The following is a 25,178-nucleotide window of genomic DNA, read 5'->3' as shown; positions in this document are numbered from 1 at the left end:
AGGAGAATTTTTCTCTCAAGTTGATTGCCTTTGCCGAGCGAGGCAGATAAACATTCCGCATAAACACAAAAAACCGGTGATTTTGTCTCATGCGCAAACTCGATCGTACCGATATCGGCATTCTCAACAGCCTGCAGGAAAATGCCCGCATCACCAACGCCGAGCTGGCCCGCTCGGTGAACCTGTCACCCACGCCCTGTTTCAACCGGGTGCGGGCCATGGAAGAGCTGGGGGTGATCCGCCAGCAGGTGACCTTGCTGTCGCCCGAGGCGTTGGGGCTGGATGTGAACGTGTTCATCCATGTAAGCCTGGAAAAACAGGTGGAGCAGGCGTTACACCGCTTCGAGGAAGAAATTGCCGAACGGCCCGAGGTGATGGAGTGCTATTTGATGACCGGCGACCCGGATTACCTGCTGCGGGTGTTGTTGCCGAGCATCCAGGCGCTGGAGCGCTTTCTCGATTACCTGACGCGCTTGCCGGGGGTGGCCAACATACGCTCGAGTTTTGCCCTCAAGCAGGTGCGCTACAAGACCGCCTTGCCACTGCCGGCCAATGGCATGACCTTGCGGGAATAGCTGTCTCCTGTGCCGGCCTCTTCGCGGGCTCGCCCGCTCCCACAGCGATACCACTGCCCTCAAGGCCAGCGCGGTCCCTGTAGGAGCGGGCATGCCCGCGAAGAGAGCCACGCGGTATCGAGAGTGCTGCTTGATATTTTAAACACCCCCAGCCTATGTTGTTGTCAGCCTACAACAACAAGGACAAGCGTCATGAACACCGGGCACCTGCAGGGCATCGATGAAATCGAATGCGTCACTCCCGACCTCAACGGCGTCCCGCGCGGCAAGGTGATGACCGCCGAAGGCTTCCGCGAAGGCCGCCGCCTGCAGATGGCCCGGGGTGTGCTGCTGCAATGCATCATGGGCGGCTACCCGCCGGCTAAGTTCTACGGCAGCGACGACGGCGACCTGGCGCTGGTGCCTGACTCCGGCCAGGTCCACCGCCTGCCCTGGAGCGACGACGGACGTGCCCTGGCGATCTGCGATGCCAACGAACTGGATGGCCGGCCTTCGGCATTGTCCACCCGAGGGCAGCTCAAAGCCGTGATCGCCCGCTATGCGGCGCTGGGCCTGGCGCCAGTGGTGGCGACCGAGTTGGAGTTCTTTGTCTTTGCTCCGAATACCGACCCGCAACAGCCGTTCCAGCCGCCCGTGGGCATCGACGGCCGCCGCGAGCTGGGCCATTCGGCGTTCAGTGTCAGTTCCAACAACGGCCTGCGTCCGTTCTTCAAGGAGGTGTACCAGTGCATGGCCGCGCTCGGCTTGCCGCGCGACACCTTCATGCATGAAATGGGCATCAGCCAGTTCGAGATCAATCTGCTGCACGGCGACCCGTTGCTGCTGGCCGACCAGACCTTGCTGTTCAAGCACCTGCTCAAGGAAGTGGCGCTCAAGCACGGCCTGACCGTGGTGTGCATGGCCAAACCGCTGGCACGCACGCCTGGCAGCTCCATGCACATTCACCAGAGCCTGGTGGAGGTGGGCAGCGGGCGTAATGTGTTCAGCGATGAGCAAGGCCTGCCGACCGAGACCTTCCACCATTTCATTGGCGGCCTGCAGGCGTGCATGGCCGACTTCACCGCGCTGTTCGCGCCCAACGTCAACTCCTACCAGCGGCTGTGCCACCCCTATGCCTCGCCGAACAATGCCTGCTGGTCCGAGGACAACCGGGCCGCAGGCCTGCGCATTCCGGCCAGCGCACCGGTGGCGCGGCGGGTCGAGAACCGCCTGCCCGGCGCCGACGCCAACCCGTACCTGGCCATCGCGGCCAGCCTGGCCGCCGGGCTGCACGGCATCGAGCAGTGCCTGCAGCCGTCGCCGGCCATCCAGGGTGAGTTCGAAGTGCCGGAGCACCTGAGCCTGCCCTGCACCCTGCATGCCGCACTGGAGCGGTTAAAGCGTAGCGCGCTGGCGCGGGAGCTGTTCGGCAGCGAGTTCATCGACGGCTATGTCGCCAGCAAGACCCTGGAGCTGAGTGATTTCTTCGACGAGATCACGCCGTGGGAGCGTCGGGTACTGGCGGCACAGGCCTGATCGCGACACGACCGACACCGGATACGCCCCCGCTGCACCAAATCGCAAGCGGGGGCCTGCGCCGGGCGTTTTTTCCCCTTATGCTTCTAGCACCCCGCCACCTGAACAGGGAGCTTTACGGGACCTATGCGAAATATATGGAAGCCGTTTCAGTCGTTGTATTTCGCCGCGCTGATGATGTTGATCGGCTCGGGCCTGCTCAGTACCTACCTGGCCCTGCGCCTGGCTGCCGACCATGTCGACAGCCTGTGGGTAGGTGCGTTGATGGCAGCCAACTACTTTGGCCTGGCGGTCGGCGGCAAGGTAGGTCACCGGTTGATTGGCCGGGTCGGGCACATACGCGCCTATGCCACCTGCGCCGGTATCGTCGGTGCGGCGGTGCTCGGCCATGGCCTGACCAGCTGGTTGCCGGCCTGGGTCGGGCTGCGGATGATCGTCGGCCTGGGGATGATGTGCCAGTACATGGTCATCGAGAGCTGGCTCAACGAGCAGGCCGATGTGAAGCACCGCGGCGCGGTGTTCAGCGGCTACATGATCGCCTCGTACCTGGGCTTGGTGCTCGGCCAGCTGATTCTGGTGGTGCACCCTCAGCTTGGCCTGGAGCTGCTGATGCTGGTGGCCATGTGTTTCACCCTGTGCCTGGTACCGGTCGCCATGACCCGGCGCATTCACCCGGCGCCGTTGCGCCCGGCACCGATGGAGCCGAAGTTCTTCATCAAGCGCGTGCCGCAGTCGCTCAGCACGGTGCTGGGCTCGGGGCTGATCGTCGGCTCGTTCTATGGCCTGGCGCCGTTGTATGCTGCCGGCCAGGGCATGACTACCGAGCAGGTCGGCCTGTTCATGGGTAGCTGTATTTTTGCCGGCCTGCTGGTGCAGTGGCCGCTGGGCTGGTTGTCCGACCGCTACGACCGGGCAGTGCTGATCCGCAGCGTGGCGGTAGGCCTGGCGCTGGCTTCGGCACCGCTGGCGATACTGCCCAGCGTGCCGCTGGAGTTGCTGTTCGGCATAGGCTTTGTGATTTCGTTGCTGCAGTTCTGCCTGTACCCGCTGGCGGTGGCGTTTTCCAACGACCATGTGGAAAGCGAGCGACGGGTGTCGCTGACCGCGATGCTGCTGGTGACCTACGGCGTGGGCGCGTGCATCGGGCCGCTGGCCGCAGGCGTGCTGATGAAGGTGCTGGGCCCGCAGATGCTGTATGCCTTCTTCGTGTTCTTCGCCCTGGTGCTGGTGTGGCGCATTCGTCCGAAGGCGGTCACCGGGCTGCACCAGGTGCAGGACGCGCCGTTGGGCCACGTGGCGATGCCGGCGGCCGGTTCGCCGTTGTCGGCGGCGCTGGACCCACGGGTGGATGAGCAGACGGTGCAGGACATGATGCAGGCTCCGGTGGCGGCCGAAGATACCGAGGCGGAAGAGAAGGGGGCTGATAAGGCGCCTGAGCCGGAGGGTGAGGTAAGCAAATCGGTGTAAGCCTGTACCGGCCTCTTCGCGGGCATGCCCGCTCCCACAGGTAAAGCACATGCCTTGAACCCGGCGCGGTCCCTGTGGGAGCGGTCGTACACCGCGAAGAGGCCAGTACAGGAGAAACACAAACAAGTACGCGCTAGGCAGGTGGCGTTTCTCTCTTGCGGGCCGACGATCAATAGTCGTCGCTGTGGAACCGCAGCGCCTCACGCTGCGGCCAATCATGCAGCGGTCAAGCAGCGCGGATATCGCGCAGTTTGAAACGTATCTTCTTGTCCTGAGCTTCCTTGTTCACGCTCACATAGTTGGCGATTGAAGAACTGACAGTCGCTCTCTTGCCGATTTCGCCAGACGGCGAGACGGATTCGTGCCTGTAAGATTCTATCGACATCGCCTGGCCATGCCTGTCCAGTAAATGAAACTCCACATTCTCCAAGGTTTTCAAATCGCCGTCCCATTCGGTCAGTGTCCGTATTCGCCAGCGTGGATCCGGGCCACGGGAGTTGGCCGCTGTCACAAAATCCACAAGCCTGCCGACGACACCCAACCCGTACAGGCCCACCCACCCGGTCGTACTTGTCTGGACCAATGCGCCGGTATAGGCCCAGCCCTCTGCAGCGCTGATGTGGTAGGACCTATCCCCGTTATGTTCACCTTGCAAGGTGAATGTAAACCTCATGGACGAGAACTGGTCATGATTCTGGGGGCATAGCCAGCCGTCCAGGCGTGGATTCAGGGTGGAGTCAACCACCCCGATAGTTCCTCGATCGGAATCCAGTTCAGCGGTGAATCTGGTAGCGTTCATGAAACCTCCTGCTCAAAGGGCACTCTTAGGTGCGTATGGCTTTCGCAGCAAGATGGCAATGGTGATTGGCTGCGAAGTGCTACGCTCTTCAGGCTGGGCGGATGTCGCGCAGCGTGAAACGTACCTTTTTGTGCTGGGCTTCCTTGTCCACACTCAGGTAGTCGAAGGTTTTCTGTTTAACCTGCGGCCTTTTCCCAAGTTCGCCGGACGGCTGGAGAAAGTCGTGCGAGTACTTCCGTATCGCCATCGCCTGGCCATGCTTGTCCAGTAAATGAAATTCCACATTTTCTGCAGTCTTCATATCACCGTCCCATTCGGTCAATGTTTCCATGCGCCAGTCTGCCGCCTCACCAAGGTTGCGGGCAGCCGCTAACGCTTCCATGATCCTGCCGACGACCCCTAATCCATAAAGGCCAACCCAGCCATTGCCATTCGATTGGACCAGTGCGCCTTCATAGGCCCAGCCCTCGGCAGCGCTGATGCGATAGCTCCTGCCTCTGTCATCCGCACCGATGAAGGTGAAGGCGAACCTCACACCCCTGAACTTGTCATGCAACCGATTGCATAACCAGCCGTCTTGGCTTGGGTCCAGGCTATCGACTACGCCAATCTGCCCATTGTAATAGTGCAGTTGCGCGGTGAAATTGGAAGTGGTCATGAAACCTCCTGCTCAAAGGGCACCCGGTAGTGAGTGCGAGCAGGTACGATCGGGGCAGGGCTGTGCTCAAGGCAGCAGGAAGGTTTGCAGCGTGAGGGTATTACGGTCAAAGGGGATGGGCGTTGCAATGACGCCCATCCACGGCGGGATCAATAGTCGTCTTTGTCGAACCGCCGCGCTTCACGCTGCAACTGGTACACAAAGCTCTCGACCTTGCGTTGCGCCTGCCCGGTGAGGTTATGGAAGCGCACGCCGGCAAAGGTGGTATTGATTCGCTCTTCATAGTGCAGGTGGCGCAGCTCGACCATGGTGTCGACCAGGCCCAGCGGGTTGCCCGCCTTGAAACGCTCGTACACCTGGCCCAGTTGCAGGCGATCTTCGACATTGCCTTCGAAGCGCAGTTTGCAGCCGGTGGCGGAGATGTCCAGCAGCTTGCCACGCAGGGCGCCGTTGCCCTTGAGGTGGGCGCCATCGAGGATGATATCGACCAGCTGTGACAGCTTCAGCGCGGCGCGGAAGGCGTTGCGGCGCTGGTGGTAGGTCATCTCCTGGGGCATGGCGCCGCGGTAGCAGCGGTGGCCGTCGACTTCACTGATCTTCAACTCGTGGTTGCAGTCCCAGGCGATGCGTACGCCATCGTGGAAGCCTTCGACGCGGAAGTGTTCGCCGTTCTCGATGAATTTCTCACCGTCGCGCGGGATCATCTCGTCCAGCGCCAGGGTGTTGCTTTCACGGTCCACGTGCACCACGTAGCTCTGGAAGCGCTGGCTGCGGTCATGGAAGGTGATGATCAGGGGGTCGTGGCTTTCCTGCAGCTGCCGCAAGTTGGCCGCAATCTCCAAAGGGGTGTTCAGCACCTTTGGCGGCTGCGGGGCATCGGATTCATTGAACACGGCTTATCGTTCTCCAGGCAAAAGCGACACACGCAATTAACGGCATTTTGCCAGTATGTTCCGTGCCTTGATAGAAAAAATCACACTTGGCTGAGGGCCCGTGGCTTGGCCAGCGGCGAGGTGCTGCCGCGGCTGTCGTAGAGCGACGGAGAATCGCCGCCCATGAGAATCCGGATCTGGTTGTTGGTGACGTGTTGCTGCACCTGGATGATCCGGCCATTGGTCTGGTTGACCTGCTGGCAGTTGTCCATCAGCTGCGACAGCATGTCGAGCCGCTGCAGCATCGCTTCGCCATGGGGCGATTGTGCGGCCACCGCCTGCACACCGGCCCGATCTGCACTCAGGCCCAGGCTGCCGAGCAACTGGCTGCGGCGCTGGCCGTGCTGCTCGAGCAAGATGATCAACGACTGCTTGCGCGCCAGGATCTGCTCCAGCAGCGGCATGTCGCGGCCATGCAGGGCGATCGCTTCCTTTTGCAGAAGGTCCAGCAGTTCCTGCATCGGGGCAATGTCATCTTCGATCAGTTGCAGCAAGGTGGTGTCGTGCATGGCTAACTCTTGGCTTTTCTGGCGTCCGTGAAGTCAGCGCGCCGAACGGTCAGCGCTGGGCTTCGAAATCGAGCAGTTTGCTGGCGACCCGGCCGGCATCGACCTGGTAGCTGCCGTCGGCGATTGCCTGTTTCAACTGGGCCACACGGGCACTGTTGACCACCGGCTCGTCGCGCAGCTTGTCGCTGATCTTCTGCAACTGCTGGGCCTCTTGGCTGAGGTGTACCGCTTCTCCGCTGGCGCTGGTGGCGGTTGCCGCTTCCTGGCTGGCTGCCGGTTTTTCGGCGCTGCCGGGCGCGGTGTTGCCGCGCACGCCGCCCGTGACGGACGGAGAGTTATTCAAACGACTGAAGTCGATGACCATGATCAGAAACCTCTGGGTATTTGGACGCTTGCCTTGTTTTCGGCCAACCCGAAAGAAACTTTAGGCACAAATGCATAGCCGCCTGTCAGCAAGCTCGCGAACCCGTTTTCTGACACAGTTTAGGAAAAGCGGTTCCTTACCGCCAGCGCAAATCCGTGGGCTGGCTACATACTGACCTCGACCTGGCCGGGGCCGGTCACCCTGGCCTTGACCACCCGTTTGGAATTGAGGTTGCGCACCCGGATCTGCTCGCTCAGGCCACCCTTGCTCAGGGCTTCGCCTGGCATGCGCACGCTCAGGCTGCCACTGCGGGCGATGATCACCACGTGATCGCCCTTGCGTACCACCTCGGCCTGTTCCAGGTGTTGCGGGGTGAGGACCTGGTCGATCACCGTGGGGCGCAGCATCTTCATGCCCACCGCCTGATCCAGTTCGGTCAGGAAACCTTGGCCCAGGGTGCCGACATCGCGCTCGCGCAGGGCCACGTCGCCTTCGCCCACCACGTTGTCGCGCCTGAGTGGGCGGGTCACCACCACCACGTCGCGGAACAGCCGCACGGTGGCCGGCACGAACACGGTCCACGGTGCCGAGCCTTCGCAGCGCACCTTTACCGTGACACGGCCCAGCGGCTGGGCCGGGCTTTCCAGCGAGGCGTCCAGCTGCTGGCTGCACAGCGGCATGCGCAGGCGCGGGTCCAGCGGGTTGACCTGGATTTCGTAGCGGCCGGCGGTCTGGGTGGTGGCCAGATAATCTTCAATGCTGAATTCAAGAAACCCTTGGGTGACACCGATAAGCTGTTCAGGCAAGGTAAACGCGTCCGCTACCGTGCGAACGCCAGGCACCAACAGGCACAGCATGGCCAGCGAGCCAGTCAGCAGGCGCGTCAATCGTCGGGAAAATGTCGTTTTCGTGTACATGGCGCTCAAAAAAGCAAAGCCCGTGCCGACTCTCTACCTGAGTTGCAACGAAAGGCTGAAACATAAAGGAGTCTGGCATGGCAGGAGTGATGGATTCGGTCAACCAGCGCACGCAGCTGGTGGGGCAGAATCGCCTGGAATTGCTGCTGTTCCGCCTCAATGGTGAACAGCTTTACGGCATTAACGTATTCAAGGTCAGGGAAGTGCTGCAATGCCCTGCGCTGACCCTGCTGCCCAAGGCGCACCCGGTGGTGCGCGGTGTTGCCAATATTCGCGGGGCGACCATCCCGATCCTCGACTTGTCGATGGCCACCGGGTTGCGGCCACTGCAGGAAGACACGCGCAACAGCTTCGTGATCATCACCGAGTACAACACCAAGACCCAGGGCTTCCTGGTGCACTCGGTAGAGCGCATCGTCAACATGAACTGGGAAGAGATCCATCCGCCACCCAAGGGCACCGGCCGCGACCACTACCTGACCGCGGTCACTCGGGTGGATAACCGCATGGTCGAGATCATCGATGTGGAGAAGGTGCTGGCCGAGGTTGCGCCGTCGTCCGAGTCGGTGTCGGACGGGGTGATCGATGCCGAGGTGCAGGACAAGGCCGTGCTGCTGCGGGTACTCACCGTCGACGATTCGTCGGTGGCGCGCAAGCAGGTCAGTCGCTGCCTGCAGACCGTGGGGGTCGAGGTGGTGGCGCTCAACGACGGCCGTCAGGCCCTGAGCTACCTGCGCCAGCTGGTGGACGAGGGCAAGAAGCCGGAAGAAGAGTTCCTGATGATGATCTCGGACATTGAAATGCCGGAAATGGACGGCTATACGCTAACGGCAGAGATCCGCAGCGATCCACGCATGCAAAAATTGCACATCTGCCTGCATACTTCGCTTTCCGGGGTGTTCAACCAGGCAATGGTCAAGAAGGTCGGTGCCGATGACTTCCTGGCCAAGTTCAAGCCGGACGACCTGGCCCAGCGGGTGGTCGACCGGATCAAGGCAACGCATTGAAGCCGCCGGGGGCAAGCCCCCGGCACCAGTGATTGAAAAGAGGCGGCAGTAGTGTCTACGGGTAATTTGGATTTCGAACAGTTCCGGGTATTCCTGGAGAAAGCCTGTGGCATCCTGCTGGGCGAGAATAAGCAGTACCTGGTTTCCAGCCGTCTCAACAAGCTGATGGAGCAACAGGGCATCAAGAGCCTGGGCGAGCTGGTGCAGCGCATCCAGGCCCAGCCGCGTGGCGGCTTGCGTGAGCAGGTGGTCGATGCCATGACCACCAACGAGACCCTGTGGTTTCGCGATACCTACCCGTTCGAGGTGCTGAAGAACAAGGTCATCCCCGAGTTCATTCGCAACAACCCCGGCCAGCGCCTGCGCATGTGGTCGGCGGCCTGTTCGTCGGGGCAGGAGCCGTATTCCATTTCGATGGCCATCGACGAGTTCGAGCGCAGCAACCTCGGTCAGTTGAAGATGGGGGCGCAGATCGTTGCCACCGACCTGTCCGGCACCATGCTGACCAACTGCAAGGCCGGCGAATACGACAGCCTGGCGATTGCCCGCGGCTTGTCCCAGGAGCGCCTGCAGCGCTACTTCGACACCAAGGGACCGGGGCGCTGGGCAGTCAAGCCGGCGATTCGCGGTCGCGTCGAGTTCCGCGCTTTCAACCTGCTCGACAGCTACGCCAGCCTGGGCAAGTTCGATGTGGTGTTCTGCCGCAACGTGCTGATCTACTTCTCGGCGCAGGTTAAGAAGGACATCCTGTTGCGCATTCACAGTACCTTGAAGCCGGGTGGGTATCTGTTCCTCGGGGCTTCCGAGGCGCTGAACGGGCTGCCGGACCATTACCAGATGGTGCAGTGCAGCCCGGGGATCATCTACCAGGCCAAGTAACCAAGAGGGCCGGCAGCGAAAGTTGCCGGCCTTTTTGTTTGTCTGTGCCGGCCTCTTCGCGGGCATGCCCGCTCCCACAGGAACCATGCAAACCTCAGGGGCGCACTCTACCTGTGGGAGCGGGCGCGCCCGCGAAGAGGCCGGCTCAGGCAAAATGCTGACGTCAATTTTTTGTTTTGCCGCTTTTGCCGCCCGGCAATTGCCGCTTTCGCCGCCCAAGGCGGAAGGCCTTTGCCGCTTTTCTGGCATCACTATGACAGCACTGCGCTCTGCAAGCCCGTATTTCCGGGCTTTTCGTTGGTTGGCATAGCCCTTGCTACACCTTGCCCAACGATATTCCGGTCAACCTCCGAAGGTTTCCCCGACATGAGCATCAGCTTCGACAAGGCGCTTGGTATCCACGAAAAGGCCCTGGGCTTCCGCGCCCAGCGCGCCGAAGTGCTGGCCAACAACATCGCCAACGCCGACACGCCCAACTACAAGGCGCGTGACATGGACTTCGCCTCGGTGCTCGCCGCCGAAAGCGACAAGCAGCAGAGCGGTGGCCGCTTCAGCCTCGAACGTACCAACAGCCGTCATATCGAGGCCGAGGGCCTGGCCATGGCCGACGATACCCTCAAGTACCGCACGCCAACGCAGCCGTCGATCGACCAGAACACGGTGGACGCGCAGATCGAGCAATCGAACTACACCGAAAACGCCGTCGGCTTCCAGGCCAGCTTCACCTTGCTCAACAGTAAATTCAAAGGGCTGGTTTCGGCCCTGCGGGGAGAATGACCATGTCCCTTTCCAGTGTCTTCAACATTGCCGGTAGCGGCATGAGTGCGCAGAACACGCGCCTGAACACCGTTGCTTCGAACATCGCCAACGCCGAGACCGTGTCCTCGAGCATCGACCAGACCTATCGCGCTCGCCACCCGGTGTTCGCCACTACCTTTCAGGGCGCGCAGGCCGGCAGCAGCCAGTCGCTGTTCGAAGACCAGGGCGAAGCAGGGCAGGGCGTGCAGGTAAAAGGCATCGTCGAGGACCAGAGCACCCTGGAGGCCCGTTACGAGCCCAACCACCCGGCGGCGAACAAGGACGGCTACGTCTACTACCCGAACGTCAACGTGGTCGAGGAGATGGCTGACATGATCTCTGCCAGCCGCGCGTTCCAGACCAACGCCGAACTGATGAATACGGCCAAGAGCATGATGCAGAAAGTTCTGACCCTGGGGCAGTGATAGGAAGCCGACATGACCACCACCAATTCCACCACCGAGGTCGGCAGCGCGTACCTGACCTCGCTGCAGAAGCAGACGTCGAAGACCGACAGTAGCACCGGTGCTGCCGGCAGCGCCCTGGGCAAGGATGCATTCCTGCAACTGCTGGTTACCCAGATGAAGAACCAGAACCCGCTCGATCCGCAGGAAAACGGCGAGTTCGTGGCACAGCTGGCGCAGTTCAGCAGCCTCGAAAGCATGCAGTCGCTGAATGATTCGGTGACCTATATCGCGGCGGGGCTGCAGTCATCCCAGGCCCTGCAGGCGTCGTCACTGGTCGGGCGCAATGTGATTGTCGAGACCAACAAGGCTGTGGTCGACACCAGCAAGGAAATGAAAGGCACGGTCAACCTGACGTCGTCCAGCACTGCCACCTCGGTTGGCATCTACGACAAGGATGACAAGCTGGTGCGTACCATCGACCTGGGTACGCAGAAAGCCGGCAAGATCGACTTTACCTGGAATGGCCTGAACGACGACGGCGAAGCCGTGGCAGCAGGGACCTATACCTTCAAGGCCACCGCTTCGATCGACGGCAAGGCCACCACCATGACCACCAACCTGCCGGCCTCGGTCACCAGCGTGACCATGGGTACCAACGGTTCGGAGATGACGCTCAACCTGGCTGGGCTGGGCAGTGTTGCGCTTTCCAAAATCCAAAGCATCGGCATCTAGGGCCTGAGCAAAACGACAGGAGTTACACATGTCTTTCAATATCGGCCTTAGCGGCCTCTATGCAGCAAACAAGGCCCTGAACGTTACTGGCAACAACATTGCCAACGTTGCCACCACCGGCTTCAAGTCGTCGCGTGCCGAGTTCGCCGACCAGTACTCCAACTCCGTTCGCGGCACCAGTGCCGGCAAGAACGTGGTGGGGACTGGCGTGAAGACTGCTGCTGTGTCGCAGATGTTCACCCCGGGCAACATCAATGGCACCGGCCAGGCGCTGGACATGGCCATCGATGGTAACGGTTTCTTCGTGATGAACGACAACGGCTCGAAGATCTATACCCGTGCTGGTGCGTTCTACAGCGACAAGGACGGTTACGTGGTCAGCTCGTCGGGCGCCAACCTGCAAGGTTATGCCGTGGATGCCAACGGCAAGATCGTCCAGGGCGTGCTGACCAACCTGCAGATCGATACCTCGAACCTGACGCCGAACCCGACCGGAAAAATCTCCGAGAATGTCAACCTGAACTCCAGTGCTACCGCACCGGCCGTGACGCCGTTCGATCCCACCAATACCGGCAGCTACAACTACACGTTCAACACCGATGTGTACGACAGCCAGGGTAACGCGCACCAGTTGAACCAGTACTTCGTCAAGGATGCCGCCAGCAATTCGTGGACCATGTACACCACCATCGACGGTCGCAACCCTGCCGACCCGACTTTGACCACGCCGCTGGCCAACAAGCTGCCGTTCAAGTCCGACGGCACCCTGGATACTGCCGCCATGACTGCAGGCCCGGTAGCCGGTGGCATGACCATCGCCGCCGACAAGACCTTCACCCTGGGCAACTGGATCCCGGCGCACAAGAACGCTGCCGGCGTATGGAGCGCGAACGGCGCCACTGCCAACCTGGCCGGGGTGAACCTGGACATGCTCGGCACCGCTCAGTACAACGCAGCGAGCGCTACCACCGCCAAGAGCCAGGACGGCTTCGCTACCGGTGAGTTGTCGGGTCTGACCATCGATCAAAGCGGCAACATGTTCGCCAACTTCACCAACGGCCAGGACAAGGTCATCGGCCAGGTGGCCATCGCCAACTTCGCCAACCTGCAGGGCCTGACCCCGGTTGGCGGTACCAGCTGGAAAGAGTCCTACGCCTCGGGCGTACCGGTGATCGGCGCCCCGGACACCGGCACTCTGGGTCAGATCACTGGCGGTGCGCTGGAAGATTCCAACGTCGACCTGACCGGCGAGCTGGTCAACCTGATCAAGGCGCAGAGCAACTACCAGGCCAACGCCAAGACCATCTCCACCGAAAGCACCATCATGCAGACCATCATCCAGATGACCTGATGGTTATTGGGGCTGCTGTGCAGCCCGTCGCGACACAAGGCCGCTCCTACATGCTCACGCGGTACCTGTAGGGGCGGCCTTGTGTCGCGATGGGTCGCAAAGCGGCCCCAAATTCTCGAGGTCTCAACGCATGAAACGGCTAATGCTCACAGCCCTGCTGGCCATGGCCCTGCCACTCGCGGCCGCTCCCGCCCCGTTCTACCAATGGCAAAGCCTGGCTACCGGTCGCTACATGTGCTCGGCCAGCAGCCCGGGCGAAGGCTGGGTGCGCCATTCCGGCCCCTACAACAACGCCGCTTGCCGCACCTTCTGAGCAAACCCTTGCCGCAGGCGGCAAACATCCGCCGACAAACTGACGTTTATTGCCCCTCACCACGCTGAAACCCCCGTAAACAAGGGCTTTCAGACTTGGTTCGATTATTGCTTTTAACCTGCGCAGTGACAGCGCGGCAGCTACGCGCAGAGGAGATACTGTGGACAAGTTGCTTTATGTGGCCATGACCGGCGCCAGCCAGAACGCGCTGGCGCAGAAGGCCCACGCCAACAACCTGGCGAACATTTCCACCAATGGTTTCCAGCGTGACCTGGAGCAGGCGCGCTCGATGCCGGTGTTCGGCGACAGCTTTCCGTCGCGCGCCTTTGCCATGACCGAGCGCCCGGCCACCGACTTCAGCGAAGGCCCGATGGTCGAGACCGGTCGCGACCTGGACGTCGCGGTGACCGGCAAGGGCTTCATTGCCGTGCAGGCGCCCGATGGCAGCGAGGCCTACGTGCGTACCGGCAGCCTGAACATCGACGCCCTTGGCGTGCTGCGCGCCGGCAACGGCATGCCGGTGATCGGCAACGGTGGCCCGATCGCCATTCCGCCGGAGCAGAAGGTGGAAGTGGGTGCCGACGGCACCATCAGCATTCGCTCCATGGGTGAAGACCCGCGGGTAATGGCTGAGGTCGACCGCATCAAGCTGGTCAATCCGGACACCAAAGGCCTGACCAAGGGCCTGGATGGCCTGATCCATACCCGCGACGGCCAGCCGGCCGCCGCCGACGTCAATGTGCGGGTGGTGTCGGGCTTCCTTGAAGGCAGCAACGTCAATGCCGTCGAGGAAATGACCTCGGTGCTGGCGCTGTCCCGCCAGTTCGAACTGCACGTCAAGATGATGAACACGGCCAAGGAAGGCGACGAAGCCATGGCTCGGGTTTTGCAAATCGGCTAATCACTTTTGAACGGGTGCCGTAAAACAGGCGCACGAGGAGAATCAACATGCTTCCGGCTCTTTGGGTCGCTAAAACCGGCCTGTCCGCCCAGGACACCAACCTGACGGTCATTTCCAACAACCTGGCCAACGTCTCGACCACCGGCTTCAAACGTGACCGTGCCGAGTTCCAGGACCTGCTGTATCAGATCCGTCGTCAGCCCGGCGCCCAGTCGACCCAGGACAGCGAGCTGCCCTCGGGCCTGCAGGTCGGTACCGGTGTGCGCATCGTTGGCACCCAGAAAAGCTTTGTCGCCGGTAGCCTGCAGACCACCGAAAACCCGCTGGACATGGCGGTCAACGGTCGTGGCTTCTTCCAGATCCTGCAACCGGATGGCACGGTTTCGTACACCCGTGACGGTACCTTCCACCTGAACTCCGACGGCCAGATCGTCACCGCCAACGGTTACGCCCTGGAGCCTGCCATCGTCGTGCCGAACGACGCGCAGACCTTCACCGTGGGCCAGGACGGCACCGTGTCGATCACCACCGCCGGCAACCCGGCAGCGCAGGTGATCGGCAACATCCAGACCGCCGACTTCATCAACCCGGCCGGTCTGCAGGCAATCGGCGACAACCTGTTCCTCGAGACCGCCGCCAGTGGCGCGCCGCAAGTCGGCACCCCGGGCCTGAACGGTTTCGGCACCACCCTGCAGCAGACCCTGGAAAACTCCAACGTCAGCACCGTGGAAGAGTTGGTGAACATGATCACCACCCAGCGAGCCTACGAGATGAACTCCAAGGTCATTTCCACCGCTGACCAGATGCTGTCGTTCGTTACTCAACAGCTCTAACCCAGTCACTCTGTTGCACCCGTGAGGTAAGCGTCATGAATCGTCTGTTGTCCGTTTTCGCCCTGGGGGGGGCGGTGTTGCTGGCAGGTTGCGTCGCGCCGACGCCCAAGCCCAACGACCCGTACTACGCGCCGGTACTGCCGCGCACCCCGTTGCCGGCAGCGGCCAACAACGGTTCGATCTACCAGGCCGGTTTCGAGCAGAACCTGTACAGCGACCGCAAGGCGTTCCGGGTGGGTGATATCATCACCATCACCCTCAACGAGCGCACATCGGCCAGCAAGAACGCCGGCTCGCAGATCCAGAAGAACAGCAACGCCAATATCGGCCTGACCTCGTTGTTTGGCAGTACGCCTAGCACCAACAACCCGTTCGGCAGTGGTGACCTGTCGCTGGAAGCCGGCTACAGCGGCGAGCGCGCCACCAAGGGCGACAGCAAGGCCACCCAGGGCAACACCCTGACCGGTTCCATTACCGTGACCGTGGCCGAAGTGCTGCCCAACGGCATCATCGCCGTGCGCGGCGAGAAGTGGCTGACCCTGAACACCGGCGAAGAGCTGGTGCGCATTGCCGGCATGATTCGAGCCGACGACATCGCCACCGACAACACCGTGCCGTCCACCCGTGTGGCCGACGCGCGCATCACCTATTCCGGTACCGGCTCGTTCGCCGATGCCAGCCAGCCCGGGTGGCTGGACCGCTTCTTCATCAGCCCGCTTTGGCCTTTCTGAGTACGGATGACCATGTTCAACCTGAGGCAGCTGATTGCCGCAACCCTGCTTCTGTCCTGTGCCTTTGGCGCCCAGGCCGAGCGCCTGAAGGACATTGCCAGCATTTCTGGCGTGCGCTCCAACCAGCTGATCGGTTACGGCCTGGTGGTGGGGCTCAATGGTACGGGTGACCAGACCACCCAGACGCCGTTCACCCTGCAGACCTTCAACAACATGTTGTCGCAGTTCGGCATCAAGGTGCCGGCCGGCTCCGGCAACGTGCAGCTGAAAAACGTCGCGGCAGTGTCGGTGCATGCCGACCTGCCGGCGTTCGCCAAGCCAGGCCAGGTGGTGGACATTACCGTGTCCTCGATCGGTAACTCCAAGAGCCTGCGCGGCGGCAGCCTGCTGATGACACCGCTCAAAGGTATCGACGGCAACGTCTATGCCGTGGCCCAGGGCAACCTGGTGGTGGGCGGCTTCGATGCCGAGGGCCGTGATGGTTCGAAAATCACCGTCAACGTTCCGTCGGCTGGTCGTATTCCTGGCGGTGCTACCGTCGAGCGTGCAGTGCCGAGCGGCTTCAACCAGGGCAACAGCCTGACCCTGAACCTCAATCGCCCCGACTTCACCACCGCCAAGCGCATCGTCGACAAGGTCAACGACCTGCTCGGCCCAGGCGTGGCCCAGGCCGTGGACGGCGGTTCGGTGCGGGTCACTGCGCCGATGGACCCGAGCCAGCGCGTGGACTACCTGTCGATTCTCGAGAACCTCGAGATCGACCCGGGCCAGGCAGTGGCCAAGGTCATCATCAACTCGCGTACCGGCACCATCGTCATTGGCCAGAACGTCAAGGTGTCGCCGGCCGCGGTGACCCACGGCAGCCTGACCGTGACCATTACCGAAGACCCGATCGTCAGCCAGCCGGGGCCGTTCTCCAACGGCCAGACCGCCGTGGTGCCGCGCTCGCGGGTCAACGCCGAGCAGGAGGCCAAGCCGATGTTCAAGTTCGGCCCGGGCACCACGCTGGATGAAATCGTCCGCGCGGTGAACCAGGTGGGCGCAGCGCCCAGCGACCTGATGGCCATCCTCGAAGCCCTGAAACAGGCCGGCGCCTTGCAGGCCGACCTGATCGTGATCTGAGGACGGCGCGGATGAACAGCAAAAGCCTGGTTTCCGGTAGCGTCGACAGCGGTGCCTACACCGACCTCAACCGCCTCAGCTCGCTGAAGGTGGGTGACCGCGACAGCGAAGCCAACGTGCGCAAGGTGGCCCAGGAGTTCGAATCGCTGTTCATCAGCGAAATGCTCAAGGCCTCGCGCAAGGCCAGCGACGTGCTGGCCGACGACAATCCGATGAACACTGAAACGGTGAAGCAGTACCGTGACATGTACGACCAGCAGCTGGCCGTGAGCATGTCCCGCGAAGGTGGCGGTATCGGCCTGCAGGACGTGCTGGTGCGCCAGCTGACCAAAGGTCGCAGCACATCCATCAACACCAGCCCGTTCCCGCGCGCCGAGGGCGGTGGCCCGGCGTTGTGGGGTAACAAGGTGGCGGAGCCGGTGCATGCCGCTGATTCGGCATCTACCCGCAACGACGTTGCCGCGCTCAACTCGCGGCGCCTGGCGTTGCCGAGCAAACTCACCGACCGCTTGCTGGCCGGCATCGTGCCGTCGGCGGCCACCACCAACAACGCTACCGTGCCGGCCCGTGACGGCCAGCAAGTAGCCAAGGCTTTTGCCGTGCCGGACAACGGCCTGCGTATTGTCGGCCGTGCCGTGGCCCAGCCACCGCTGGCGCCGAACAAGGCCTTTGCCGACAGCGACGAATTCGTCGCCACCATGCTGCCGATGGCCGAACAGGCCGCCAAGCGCATTGGTATCGACCCGCGCTACCTGGTGGCCCAGGCCGCCCTGGAAACCGGTTGGGGCAAGTCGGTGATGCGCAACACCGATGGCAGCAGCAGCCACAACCTGTTCGGCATCAAGGCCACCGGTAACTGGCAGGGTGAGCAGGCGCGGGCGATCACCAGCGAGTTCCGTGACGGCCAGTTCGTCAAGGAAACGGCGGCGTTCCGTAGCTACGACTCGTACCAGGACAGCTTCCACGACCTGGTAAGCCTGTTGCAGAGCAATTCCCGCTATCAAGATGCACTGGATTCGGCCGATAACCCTGAGCAGTTTGCAAGAGAGCTGCAAAAGGCAGGTTATGCGACCGACCCGGGCTATGCGAAGAAAATCATCAGCATCGCCCGGCAAATGCAAGCAACCCCGCAATACGCCATGGCTGGCAGAACCACGAATCTATAAAAGGACTAAATCATGTCGAGCCTGATTTCTATCGGCCTGAGTGGCCTGAGTGCCAGCCAGGCGGCATTGTCGGTAACCAGTAACAACATCGCCAACGCCGCAACCAGTGGCTATTCGCGCCAGCAGACAATTCAGGCAGCGGGCCCTTCGCACAACATCGGCGCGGGCTTCCTGGGTACCGGTACCACGCTGTCGGATGTGCGCCGCATCTACAGTGCCTACCTGGACAACCAGCTGCAGACCGCCACCTCGCTGCAGGCCGACTCGGTCGCCTTCCAGGACCAGATCACCAGCGTCGACAAGCTGCTGGCCGACCGTGATACCGGTATCAGCTCGGTCCTTACCGCATTCTTCTCGGCCCTGCAGACCGCAGCGGCCAAGCCCGGTGACGTCGCCTCGCGGCAGCTGCTGCTGACCCAGGCGCAGACCTTGAGCAACCGCTTCAATGCGGTGTCCACCCAGCTGAGCCAGCAGAACGATGTGATCAACTCCCAGCTCGATACGCTGGCGGGGCAAGTCAACAAGCTCACCGGCAGCATCGCCGAGTACAACAAGCAGATCGCCGCGGCCAGTGGCACCGGCAATACCCCCAACAGCCTGCTGGATGCGCGCAGCGAAGCCGTGCGTCAGCTCAACGAGCTGGTGGGTGTGACGGTGCAGGAGCGTGATGGCAACTACGACGTATACCTGGGCAGTGGCCAGTCGCTGGTTACCGGCAACAAGGCCAATACCCTGTCGGTACAGCCGGGTGCTGCCGACAAGAGCCAGGCCAGCCTGCGCGTCAACTACGAGTCGTTCAGCTCCGACGTGACCTCGGTGATTACCGGCGGCACCATCGGCGGCCTGTTGCGCTATCGCCAGGATGTGCTGACGCCGTCGATGAACGAGCTCGGCCGTGTCGCCCTGGTGGTGGCCGACAGCATCAACAGCCAGTTGGGCCAGGGCCTGGATGCCAATGGCCAGTTCGGCAGCTCGCTGTTCTCCAGCATCAACAGCGCCACCGCCATTGCCCAGCGCAGCCTGGCCTCGTCGAACAACAGCTCCGGCTCTGGCAACCTCGACGTGACCATTGCCGACAGTGGCAAGCTGACCACCTACGACTATGAGGTGAAGTTCACCAGCGCCAACCAGTACAGTGTGCGCCGCTCCGACGGCACCGACATGGGCACCTTCGACCTCAGCGCCGACCCGGCGCCGGTGATCGACGGCTTTAGCCTGTCGCTCAATGGCGGCGGCCTGGCGGCAGGGGACAGCTTCAAGGTGATCCCCACCCGTGCGGCAGCCGGCAGCATCACCACCACCCTCACCGATGCCAACAAGTTGGCTTTCGCCGGGCCGATCAGTGCCACGGCGGGCAGTGGCAATAGCGGCACCGGCACCATCACCCAGCCGACGCTGGGCGAATCGCTGGACATCTATGGCGGTGCCGATACCGCGCTGGTGCAGCAGGCGATTCGCGATTCGATGCCGGTGCGCGTGGTGTTCGACGCCGCCAGCGGTGGTTCCCAGGGCTACAAGCTGTACGATGCCAAAGGCACCCAGATAGGCACCGGCAGCGTGGTGCCTGGTACCGACAACAAACTGTCGGTGGCCGTGCCGATGCGCGATGCCAGTGGTAACCCGATTCTCGATGGCAGTGGCAACCCGCGCACCTTTGCGGTCGAGACCACCATCGGTGGCAGCCCGGCGACCAACGACAGCTTCACCCTGTCGTTCAATGCCGACGGCAAGGCCGACAACCGCAACGCCACGGCGCTGCTGGGCCTGCAGACCAAATCGACGGTGAACACCGGCTCTGGTGGCGGTACCAGCTTCACCTCGGCCTATGCCTCGCTGGTCGAGCGTGTGGGGGCCAAGGCCAGCCAGGCTTCCATCGACACCACGGCGACCCAGGCGGTGCTCAAGTCCGCCACCGAAAGCCGCAGCGCGGTGTCCGGGGTGAACCTGGATGACGAGGCGGCCAGCCTGGTGAAGTTCCAGCATTACTACACAGCGTCGTCGCAGATCATCAAGGCGGCGCAAGAAACCTTCAGCACCCTGATCAATGCCTTGTAAGGAGTAGACTCCCGTGCGTATTTCCACCGCTCAGTTCTATGAGTCCAGCGCCAGCAGCTACTCCAAGAACTTCTCCAGCATGAACAAGACCAACGATCAGGTGACGTCGGGTATCCGCATCCAGACTGCGGCCGATGACCCGGTCGGCGCTGCGCGCCTGTTGCTGCTGCAACAGCAGCAGTCGCTGCTGGACCAGTACAGCGGCAACATCAATACGGTGAGCAATGCCCTGCTGCAGGAGGAGAGCGTGCTCTCCACCATCAACGATGCCATGCAGCGTGCCAGTGAACTGGCAATCCGCGCCGGTGGTGCCGGGGTTACCGATTCCGACCGCGTGGCCATCAGCACCGAGCTGAAAGAGATCGAGGCGAACATTTTCGGCCTGCTCAACTCGCGCGATGCCAATGGCGACTACATGTTCGGCGGCTCCAAGAGCACCTCGCCGCCCTATGTGCGCAACTCCGACGGCACCTACAGCTACCACGGTGACCAGACCCAGTTGAGCCTGCAGGTGTCCGACACCCTGAACCTGGCGACCAACGACACCGGCTTCAGCATCTTCGATTCGGCCAGCAACAAGAGCCGCACCCAGTCGACCCTGCTGGTGCCGGCCACCGACGATGGCGTGGTCGGGGTATCGCCAGGCCTGATGACCTCGAGCAGCAGCTATAACAACAGCTTCACTGCGGGTCAGCCGTACAAGCTGACCTTCACCAGCGCGACCCAGTACGTCATCACCGACGCCAATGGCAACGACGTCACCGCTGAAACCGCCACCAACGGTACCTTCGACAGCAAGACCGAAGGTGCCAACCGCATTGCCTTGCGTGGCGTGGAGTTCGAAATCACCGTCACCCTGGACGAGGGCGCCGATGCCGATGCCGCCGTGGCGGGGCGTGAATTTTCCCTGGCGGCGCGTCCGGATTCGTTCAACACCACCCGCAGTGCTGGCAACACCTCCAGCGCCCAGGTCACCAGCAGCACCGTGACCGACCAGGCCGCCTATCGCAGTACCTTCCCCAGCAATGGTGCGGTGATCAAGTTCACCGGGCCGGGCAGCTACGAGTTCTACGCCCAGCCGATGACAGCCGACAGCAAGCCGGTGGCCACGGGCACCTTCACTGCGCCGGCCTTGACGGTGGCCGGTGTGACCTACCAGGTCTCCGGTTCGCCGCAGGCGGGTGACCAGTTCGCGGTCACAGCCAACACCCACCAGAACCAGAACGTGCTGGAAACCCTCAGTCAGCTGCGCGCGGCGCTGGACACGCCGGTGACCGGTACTGGCCAGGCCAATGCCTTGAAGGATTCGGTGGCTTCGGCAATCGCTAACCTGGCCAGCGCTCGTGAGCAGATTGACATTACTCGCGGTTCGATCGGTGCCCGTGGCAACTCGCTGGAGATCCAGCGCCAGGAGAACACCAGTCTGGGCCTGGCCAACAAGACCACCCAGAACGCCATTGGCAACACCGACATGTCCCAGGCGGCCATCACCCTGACCTTGCAGCAGGCCATGCTCGAGGCCTCGCAACTGGCCTTCTCGCGCATTTCCCAGCTGAGCCTGTTCAACAAGCTCTGATCGGCCGTTTAAATAGATGGGGCTGCTTTGCAGCCCTTCGCGGGCGCGCCCGCTCCCACAGGAACTGCATGGGCCTCAAGCTCATGCCAAACCTGTGGGAGCGGGCGTGCCCGCGAAGGGGCGCAAAGCGGCCCCGCCTTTTTCCTGCCTGCGAAACCCCCAGTCTGCACACCCTCGCCACGGCTTTCGTAGCATTTCAATGTGACCAATGAGTCAAAACGGTCATCTTCCCTGTATTCTATGCAGCAGCTGTTGCAGCATTTTGTTACCGGTGCGCAGGCGAGCACTGCCTTCAACCCCCAGCGGTGACGTTCCGGTATTTGGCGCCCTCAATTCATCGAGTGGTGGTCTTTGGCTGTTTTCATTGGGAAGCCAGAATGATTGGCATCAAAAGCATTGCGAGTTACGTGCCCACCGCTGGCCTGGACAACTACGTCCAGGGTGCGAAGTTCGGCAAGGACGAAGAGTTCATGTTCGGCAAGATCGGCGCGTCGTTCCTGCCGCGCAAGGCCGCTGAACAGGAAACCTCCGACCTGTGCGTGGAAGCCGCCCAGGCGCTGTTCGCCAGCAACCCCGACCTCGACCCGCAATCGATCGATGCGCTGATCGTGGTCACCCAGAACGGTGACGAAGAAGGCCTGCCGCACACTGCCGCCATCGTCCAGAGCAAGCTCGGCCTGTCCACCCGCGTGGCGGCGTTCGACGTGTCGCTGGGCTGCTCCGGCTATGTGTACGGCTTGTACGCCATCAAGGGCTTCATGGAAGCGGCAGGGCTGAAGAACGGCCTGCTGATCACCGCCGACCCGTATTCGAAGATCGTCGACCCGGAAGACCGCAACACCACCATGTTGTTCGGTGATGCCGCGACGGCCACCTGGATGGGTGAAAACGCGGTATGGAACCTGGGCCAGGCGCGCTTCGGCACCGACGGTTCCGGCGCCGAGCACCTGAAGGTCAGCGATGGCAAGTTCTTCATGAACGGCCGCCAGGTGTTCAACTTTGCCCTGGTCAAGGTGCCGGCGCACCTGCACGAACTGCTGGATGCCAGTGGCCTGAAATCGTCGGATATCGATGCCTTCTGCATCCACCAGGGCAGTGCGGCGATTGTCGATGCCGTGGCCCGGCGTTTCGAAGAGGATCATCCGGAGAAGTTCGTGAAAGACATGCTGGAAACCGGCAACACCGTTTCCTCCAGCGTGCCGCTGCTGCTGCAGAAGCACATGCTCGACGGCAGCTGGAAGCGAGTGGCGATCAGCGGCTTTGGCGTGGGCCTGTCGTGGGGCTCGGCCATCCTGTACCGCGACTGATCCCCCAGCAGTCCAAAAAAGCGCCCGGCGGCCACCGCCCGGCGCTTTTTTAATGCTCGAAAGAAAATCGTGGTCGTCACACGATTTCTGTGGGAGCGGGCATGCCCGCGAACACCGGCGAAGCCGGTGCCCAGCACCGAGTTGCTTTCTTCGCGGGCGCGTCCGCTCCCACAGGGGAGGGTGCAACTGATATGGCATTTAGCCTGCTCTCGAACGGTTTTTGACGCCAATAAACCGCCCTTAACCCCTTGATTTCTCAGGGCTGGCCCCATGCCAGCATTTTTTTTTCAAAAAGGCCCTCAAGCAACCCGCGCACCCGACGATAACTATTACGAAGGTTCTCTAGGCCAATCCGGCGGTTGCCAAGGCCGGAAGCCGCAGTACCCATCCAACGAGGATTTCGTCATGGCTTTAACTGTAAACACCAACATTGCGTCGATCACTACTCAGGGCAACCTGACCAAGGCTAGCAACGCTCAGACCACTTCGATGCAGCGTCTGTCCTCGGGTCTGCGCATCAACAGCGCTAAAGACGACGCCGCCGGCCTGCAGATCGCCAACCGTCTGACCAGCCAGATCAACGGCCTGGGCCAGGCAGTGAAGAACGCCAACGACGGTATCTCCATTGCCCAGACCGCTGAAGGTGCAATGCAGGCTTCGACCGACATCCTGCAGAAAATGCGTACCCTGGCCCTGTCCTCGGCTACTGGCTCCCTGAGCGCCGACGACCGCAAGTCGAACAACGACGAATACCAGGCTCTGACTGCCGAACTGAACCGTATTTCCACCACCACCACCTTCGGTGGCCAGAAGCTGCTGGACGGCTCGTACGGCACCAAGGCCATCCAGGTCGGCGCCAACGCCAACGAAACCATCAACCTGTCGCTGGACAACGTTGCCGCTAGCAACATTGGTTCTCAGCAGATCAAGAGCACTGCGATCGCCCCAAGCGCGACCGGCCTGACTGCTGGCAGCATGACTGTTACTGGTAACGGCCAGACCAAGACTGTTACTTACGCCGCAGGTGCTTCGGCCAAGACCATCGCAGCCGATCTGAATGGTTCGATTGGTGGTTTGACTGCAAGTGCAAGCACTGAAGTCAAGCTCGATGTTGGTGCTGCGACGCCTTCCAACTTCAAGCTGGCTGTCGGCAGCAGCGGTACTGTCGACTTCGTTGGTGTAACCGATCTGGCAAGCCTGGCCGACCAGTTGAAATCCAACGCTGCCAAGCTGGGGATCAGCGTCAACTATGATGAAGTGAACAAGAGCCTGAGCGTCAAGTCGGACACCGGCGAGAACCTGAGCTTCTCCGGTGCTGATGCCAACGCCCAAGCGAATATCCTGATCGGAGCCAAAGACGGCTCTGGCAACTTCGCTACCCCTGCTGCCCTGGGCGCTGCGGCCATCGTAGTCAACGGCCAGATCTCCCTGGACTCGGCTAAAGGCTACTCGCTGAGCGACGCTGGTACCGGTGTATCCGCCCTGTTCGGTAGCGCCACTGTTTCGTCGGCCAAGACCACTATCGCTCAAACCGACGTTACCGATGCCACCAATGCCCAGAACGCCCTGGCCGTTATCGACAAGGCCATCGGTTCGATCGACAGCGTCCGTTCGGGCCTGGGTGCTACCCAGAACCGTCTGCAAACCACCGTTGACAACCTGCAGAACATCCAGAAGAACTCCACTGCTGCCCGCTCCACCGTGCAGGACGTGGACTTCGCTTCGGAAACTGCCGAGCTGACCAAGCAGCAGACTCTGCAACAGGCTTCGACTGCAATCCTGTCGCAGGCTAACCAGCTGCCTTCCTCGGTCCTGAAACTGCTCCAGTAATTCAGGCGCCTGAGTAAAGGGTGAAAGGGTGCGTTTACGTGCCCTTTCACCCTTTTTGACATGAGGAGTTCGAAACATGGACATGAGTGTCAAGCTGGGTCAGGTGTATCCCTCTACGTTGCCCCCGGTGCCTGTCGCTGATCGGGATCCGCTGGTACCTGCCAAGGTGCAGGAAGCTGCGGCCACCGAAAAAAAACAGCCACACTCGCGTGAAGACCTGGAAAAGGCAGTTGACGAGATCCGGGATTTCGTCCAGTCGAGCCAGCGTCAGCTGGATTTTTCCATTGATGATTCCACCGGTCGGGTCGTGGTCAAGGTGATTGCCACCCAGTCGGGAGAAGTGATCCGACAACTTCCGTCGGAAACGGCACTGAAGCTCGCCCAGAGCCTGAGTGAAGCCGGCAGCCTGCTGTTCGATGATCAGGTATAGGCTG

The 25,178-nt window shown here is 61.7% G+C and carries 26 protein-coding genes; 20 read left to right on the top strand and 6 right to left on the bottom strand.

Translation table 11 applies throughout. The features are described 5' to 3' along the window. The first annotated feature begins 89 nt into the window (after window positions 1-89). The 3 genes from bkdR to A4C63_RS12180 all read left to right on the top strand — a co-directional run bounded on the left by bkdR (window position 90) and on the right by A4C63_RS12180 (window position 3,557). Window positions 90-575: a Bkd operon transcriptional regulator BkdR gene (bkdR, locus tag A4C63_RS12190; protein ID WP_063912869.1), complete on the top strand. Its 486-nt coding sequence runs from the start codon at window positions 90-92 to the stop codon at window positions 573-575. A 273-nt stretch (window positions 576-848) separates the two neighbouring features. Continuing rightward, window positions 849-2,090, top strand: a complete 1,242-nt coding sequence (locus A4C63_RS12185) for a glutamine synthetase family protein (RefSeq protein ID WP_172827522.1) — start codon at window positions 849-851, stop codon at window positions 2,088-2,090. Between the two features lie 126 nt (window positions 2,091-2,216). After that, complete coding sequence (locus A4C63_RS12180; RefSeq protein WP_063912867.1) at window positions 2,217-3,557, top strand: MFS transporter; 1,341 nt, start codon at window positions 2,217-2,219, stop codon at window positions 3,555-3,557. A 226-nt stretch (window positions 3,558-3,783) separates the two neighbouring features. Here A4C63_RS12180 and A4C63_RS12175 read toward each other — a convergent pair whose 3' ends face one another. The 6 genes from A4C63_RS12175 to flgA form a co-directional block, all read right to left on the bottom strand. Beyond that, window positions 3,784-4,356: a hypothetical protein gene (locus A4C63_RS12175; protein ID WP_063912866.1), complete on the bottom strand. Its 573-nt coding sequence runs from the start codon at window positions 4,354-4,356 to the stop codon at window positions 3,784-3,786. 88 nt (window positions 4,357-4,444) lie between these two features. After that, a complete protein-coding gene (locus tag A4C63_RS12170) occupies window positions 4,445-5,014 on the bottom strand; it encodes a hypothetical protein (RefSeq protein WP_063912865.1) in 570 nt (189 codons plus the stop codon). Between the two features lie 149 nt (window positions 5,015-5,163). Next, on the bottom strand, window positions 5,164-5,907 hold the full coding sequence (locus tag A4C63_RS12165) for a flagellar brake protein (protein WP_063912864.1): 744 nt from the start codon (window positions 5,905-5,907) through the stop codon (window positions 5,164-5,166). Between the two features lie 80 nt (window positions 5,908-5,987). After that, window positions 5,988-6,455, bottom strand: a complete 468-nt coding sequence (locus tag A4C63_RS12160) for a flagella synthesis protein FlgN (RefSeq protein ID WP_061304389.1) — start codon at window positions 6,453-6,455, stop codon at window positions 5,988-5,990. A gap of 49 nt (window positions 6,456-6,504) precedes the next feature. After that, entirely contained in the window at window positions 6,505-6,819 is a 315-nt protein-coding gene (gene flgM / locus A4C63_RS12155) for a flagellar biosynthesis anti-sigma factor FlgM (protein WP_063912863.1), read from the bottom strand. Between the two features lie 164 nt (window positions 6,820-6,983). Continuing rightward, window positions 6,984-7,736, bottom strand: a complete 753-nt coding sequence (gene flgA, locus A4C63_RS12150) for a flagellar basal body P-ring formation chaperone FlgA (protein ID WP_063912862.1) — start codon at window positions 7,734-7,736, stop codon at window positions 6,984-6,986. 77 nt (window positions 7,737-7,813) lie between these two features. Between flgA and A4C63_RS12145 the strand changes: the two genes are divergently transcribed. The 17 genes from A4C63_RS12145 (at window position 7,814) to A4C63_RS12065 (ending at window position 25,174) form a co-directional block, all read left to right on the top strand. Beyond that, window positions 7,814-8,743: a chemotaxis protein CheV gene (locus A4C63_RS12145; RefSeq protein WP_063912861.1), complete on the top strand. Its 930-nt coding sequence runs from the start codon at window positions 7,814-7,816 to the stop codon at window positions 8,741-8,743. 51 nt (window positions 8,744-8,794) lie between these two features. Then, window positions 8,795-9,622: a protein-glutamate O-methyltransferase CheR gene (gene cheR, locus A4C63_RS12140; protein ID WP_063912860.1), complete on the top strand. Its 828-nt coding sequence runs from the start codon at window positions 8,795-8,797 to the stop codon at window positions 9,620-9,622. Window positions 9,623-9,988: 366 nt separating this feature from the next. Then, window positions 9,989-10,399, top strand: a complete 411-nt coding sequence (gene flgB / locus A4C63_RS12135) for a flagellar basal body rod protein FlgB (protein WP_063912859.1) — start codon at window positions 9,989-9,991, stop codon at window positions 10,397-10,399. A 2-nt stretch (window positions 10,400-10,401) separates the two neighbouring features. Then, entirely contained in the window at window positions 10,402-10,845 is a 444-nt protein-coding gene (flgC, locus tag A4C63_RS12130; RefSeq protein ID WP_063912858.1) for a flagellar basal body rod protein FlgC, read from the top strand. A gap of 12 nt (window positions 10,846-10,857) precedes the next feature. Then, on the top strand, window positions 10,858-11,559 hold the full coding sequence (gene flgD / locus A4C63_RS12125; protein ID WP_063912857.1) for a flagellar hook assembly protein FlgD: 702 nt from the start codon (window positions 10,858-10,860) through the stop codon (window positions 11,557-11,559). A 28-nt stretch (window positions 11,560-11,587) separates the two neighbouring features. Further along, a complete protein-coding gene (gene flgE, locus A4C63_RS12120; RefSeq protein WP_063912856.1) occupies window positions 11,588-12,910 on the top strand; it encodes a flagellar hook protein FlgE in 1,323 nt (440 codons plus the stop codon). Between the two features lie 142 nt (window positions 12,911-13,052). Then, window positions 13,053-13,223 (top strand): hypothetical protein, encoded by a 171-nt coding sequence (locus tag A4C63_RS12115; RefSeq protein WP_371106056.1) that lies wholly within the window; start codon window positions 13,053-13,055, stop codon window positions 13,221-13,223. A 160-nt stretch (window positions 13,224-13,383) separates the two neighbouring features. After that, on the top strand, window positions 13,384-14,124 hold the full coding sequence (gene flgF / locus A4C63_RS12110; protein ID WP_063912855.1) for a flagellar basal-body rod protein FlgF: 741 nt from the start codon (window positions 13,384-13,386) through the stop codon (window positions 14,122-14,124). Between the two features lie 47 nt (window positions 14,125-14,171). Continuing rightward, window positions 14,172-14,957, top strand: coding sequence for a flagellar basal-body rod protein FlgG (gene flgG / locus A4C63_RS12105; RefSeq protein ID WP_013973621.1), 786 nt, complete (start codon window positions 14,172-14,174; stop codon window positions 14,955-14,957). Between the two features lie 35 nt (window positions 14,958-14,992). Then, complete coding sequence (flgH, locus tag A4C63_RS12100) at window positions 14,993-15,688, top strand: flagellar basal body L-ring protein FlgH (protein ID WP_013973620.1); 696 nt, start codon at window positions 14,993-14,995, stop codon at window positions 15,686-15,688. A 12-nt stretch (window positions 15,689-15,700) separates the two neighbouring features. Continuing rightward, window positions 15,701-16,810, top strand: coding sequence for a flagellar basal body P-ring protein FlgI (locus A4C63_RS12095; protein ID WP_063913082.1), 1,110 nt, complete (start codon window positions 15,701-15,703; stop codon window positions 16,808-16,810). Between the two features lie 11 nt (window positions 16,811-16,821). Beyond that, window positions 16,822-17,976, top strand: coding sequence for a flagellar assembly peptidoglycan hydrolase FlgJ (gene flgJ, locus A4C63_RS12090; protein ID WP_063912854.1), 1,155 nt, complete (start codon window positions 16,822-16,824; stop codon window positions 17,974-17,976). Between the two features lie 12 nt (window positions 17,977-17,988). After that, window positions 17,989-20,031 carry a flagellar hook-associated protein FlgK gene (gene flgK / locus A4C63_RS12085; protein ID WP_063912853.1) on the top strand — a complete coding sequence of 681 codons (2,043 nt, stop codon included), beginning with the start codon at window positions 17,989-17,991 and terminating at the stop codon, window positions 20,029-20,031. Window positions 20,032-20,044: 13 nt separating this feature from the next. Continuing rightward, window positions 20,045-21,607, top strand: coding sequence for a flagellar hook-associated protein 3 (locus A4C63_RS12080; protein WP_063912852.1), 1,563 nt, complete (start codon window positions 20,045-20,047; stop codon window positions 21,605-21,607). Between the two features lie 377 nt (window positions 21,608-21,984). Beyond that, entirely contained in the window at window positions 21,985-22,914 is a 930-nt protein-coding gene (locus tag A4C63_RS12075) for a ketoacyl-ACP synthase III (RefSeq protein ID WP_025340093.1), read from the top strand. Between the two features lie 405 nt (window positions 22,915-23,319). Continuing rightward, complete coding sequence (locus tag A4C63_RS12070; protein WP_063912851.1) at window positions 23,320-24,744, top strand: flagellin; 1,425 nt, start codon at window positions 23,320-23,322, stop codon at window positions 24,742-24,744. A 76-nt stretch (window positions 24,745-24,820) separates the two neighbouring features. Continuing rightward, window positions 24,821-25,174 carry a flagellar protein FlaG gene (locus tag A4C63_RS12065; protein WP_063912850.1) on the top strand — a complete coding sequence of 118 codons (354 nt, stop codon included), beginning with the start codon at window positions 24,821-24,823 and terminating at the stop codon, window positions 25,172-25,174. Window positions 25,175-25,178: the final 4 nt, after the last annotated feature.

The organism is Pseudomonas sp. p21, from assembly GCF_001642705.1.
GTDB lineage: Bacteria > Pseudomonadota > Gammaproteobacteria > Pseudomonadales > Pseudomonadaceae > Aquipseudomonas.
Note: the sequence above shows the minus strand (reverse complement) of the source record. Positions and strands in the feature narration are given on the sequence as shown.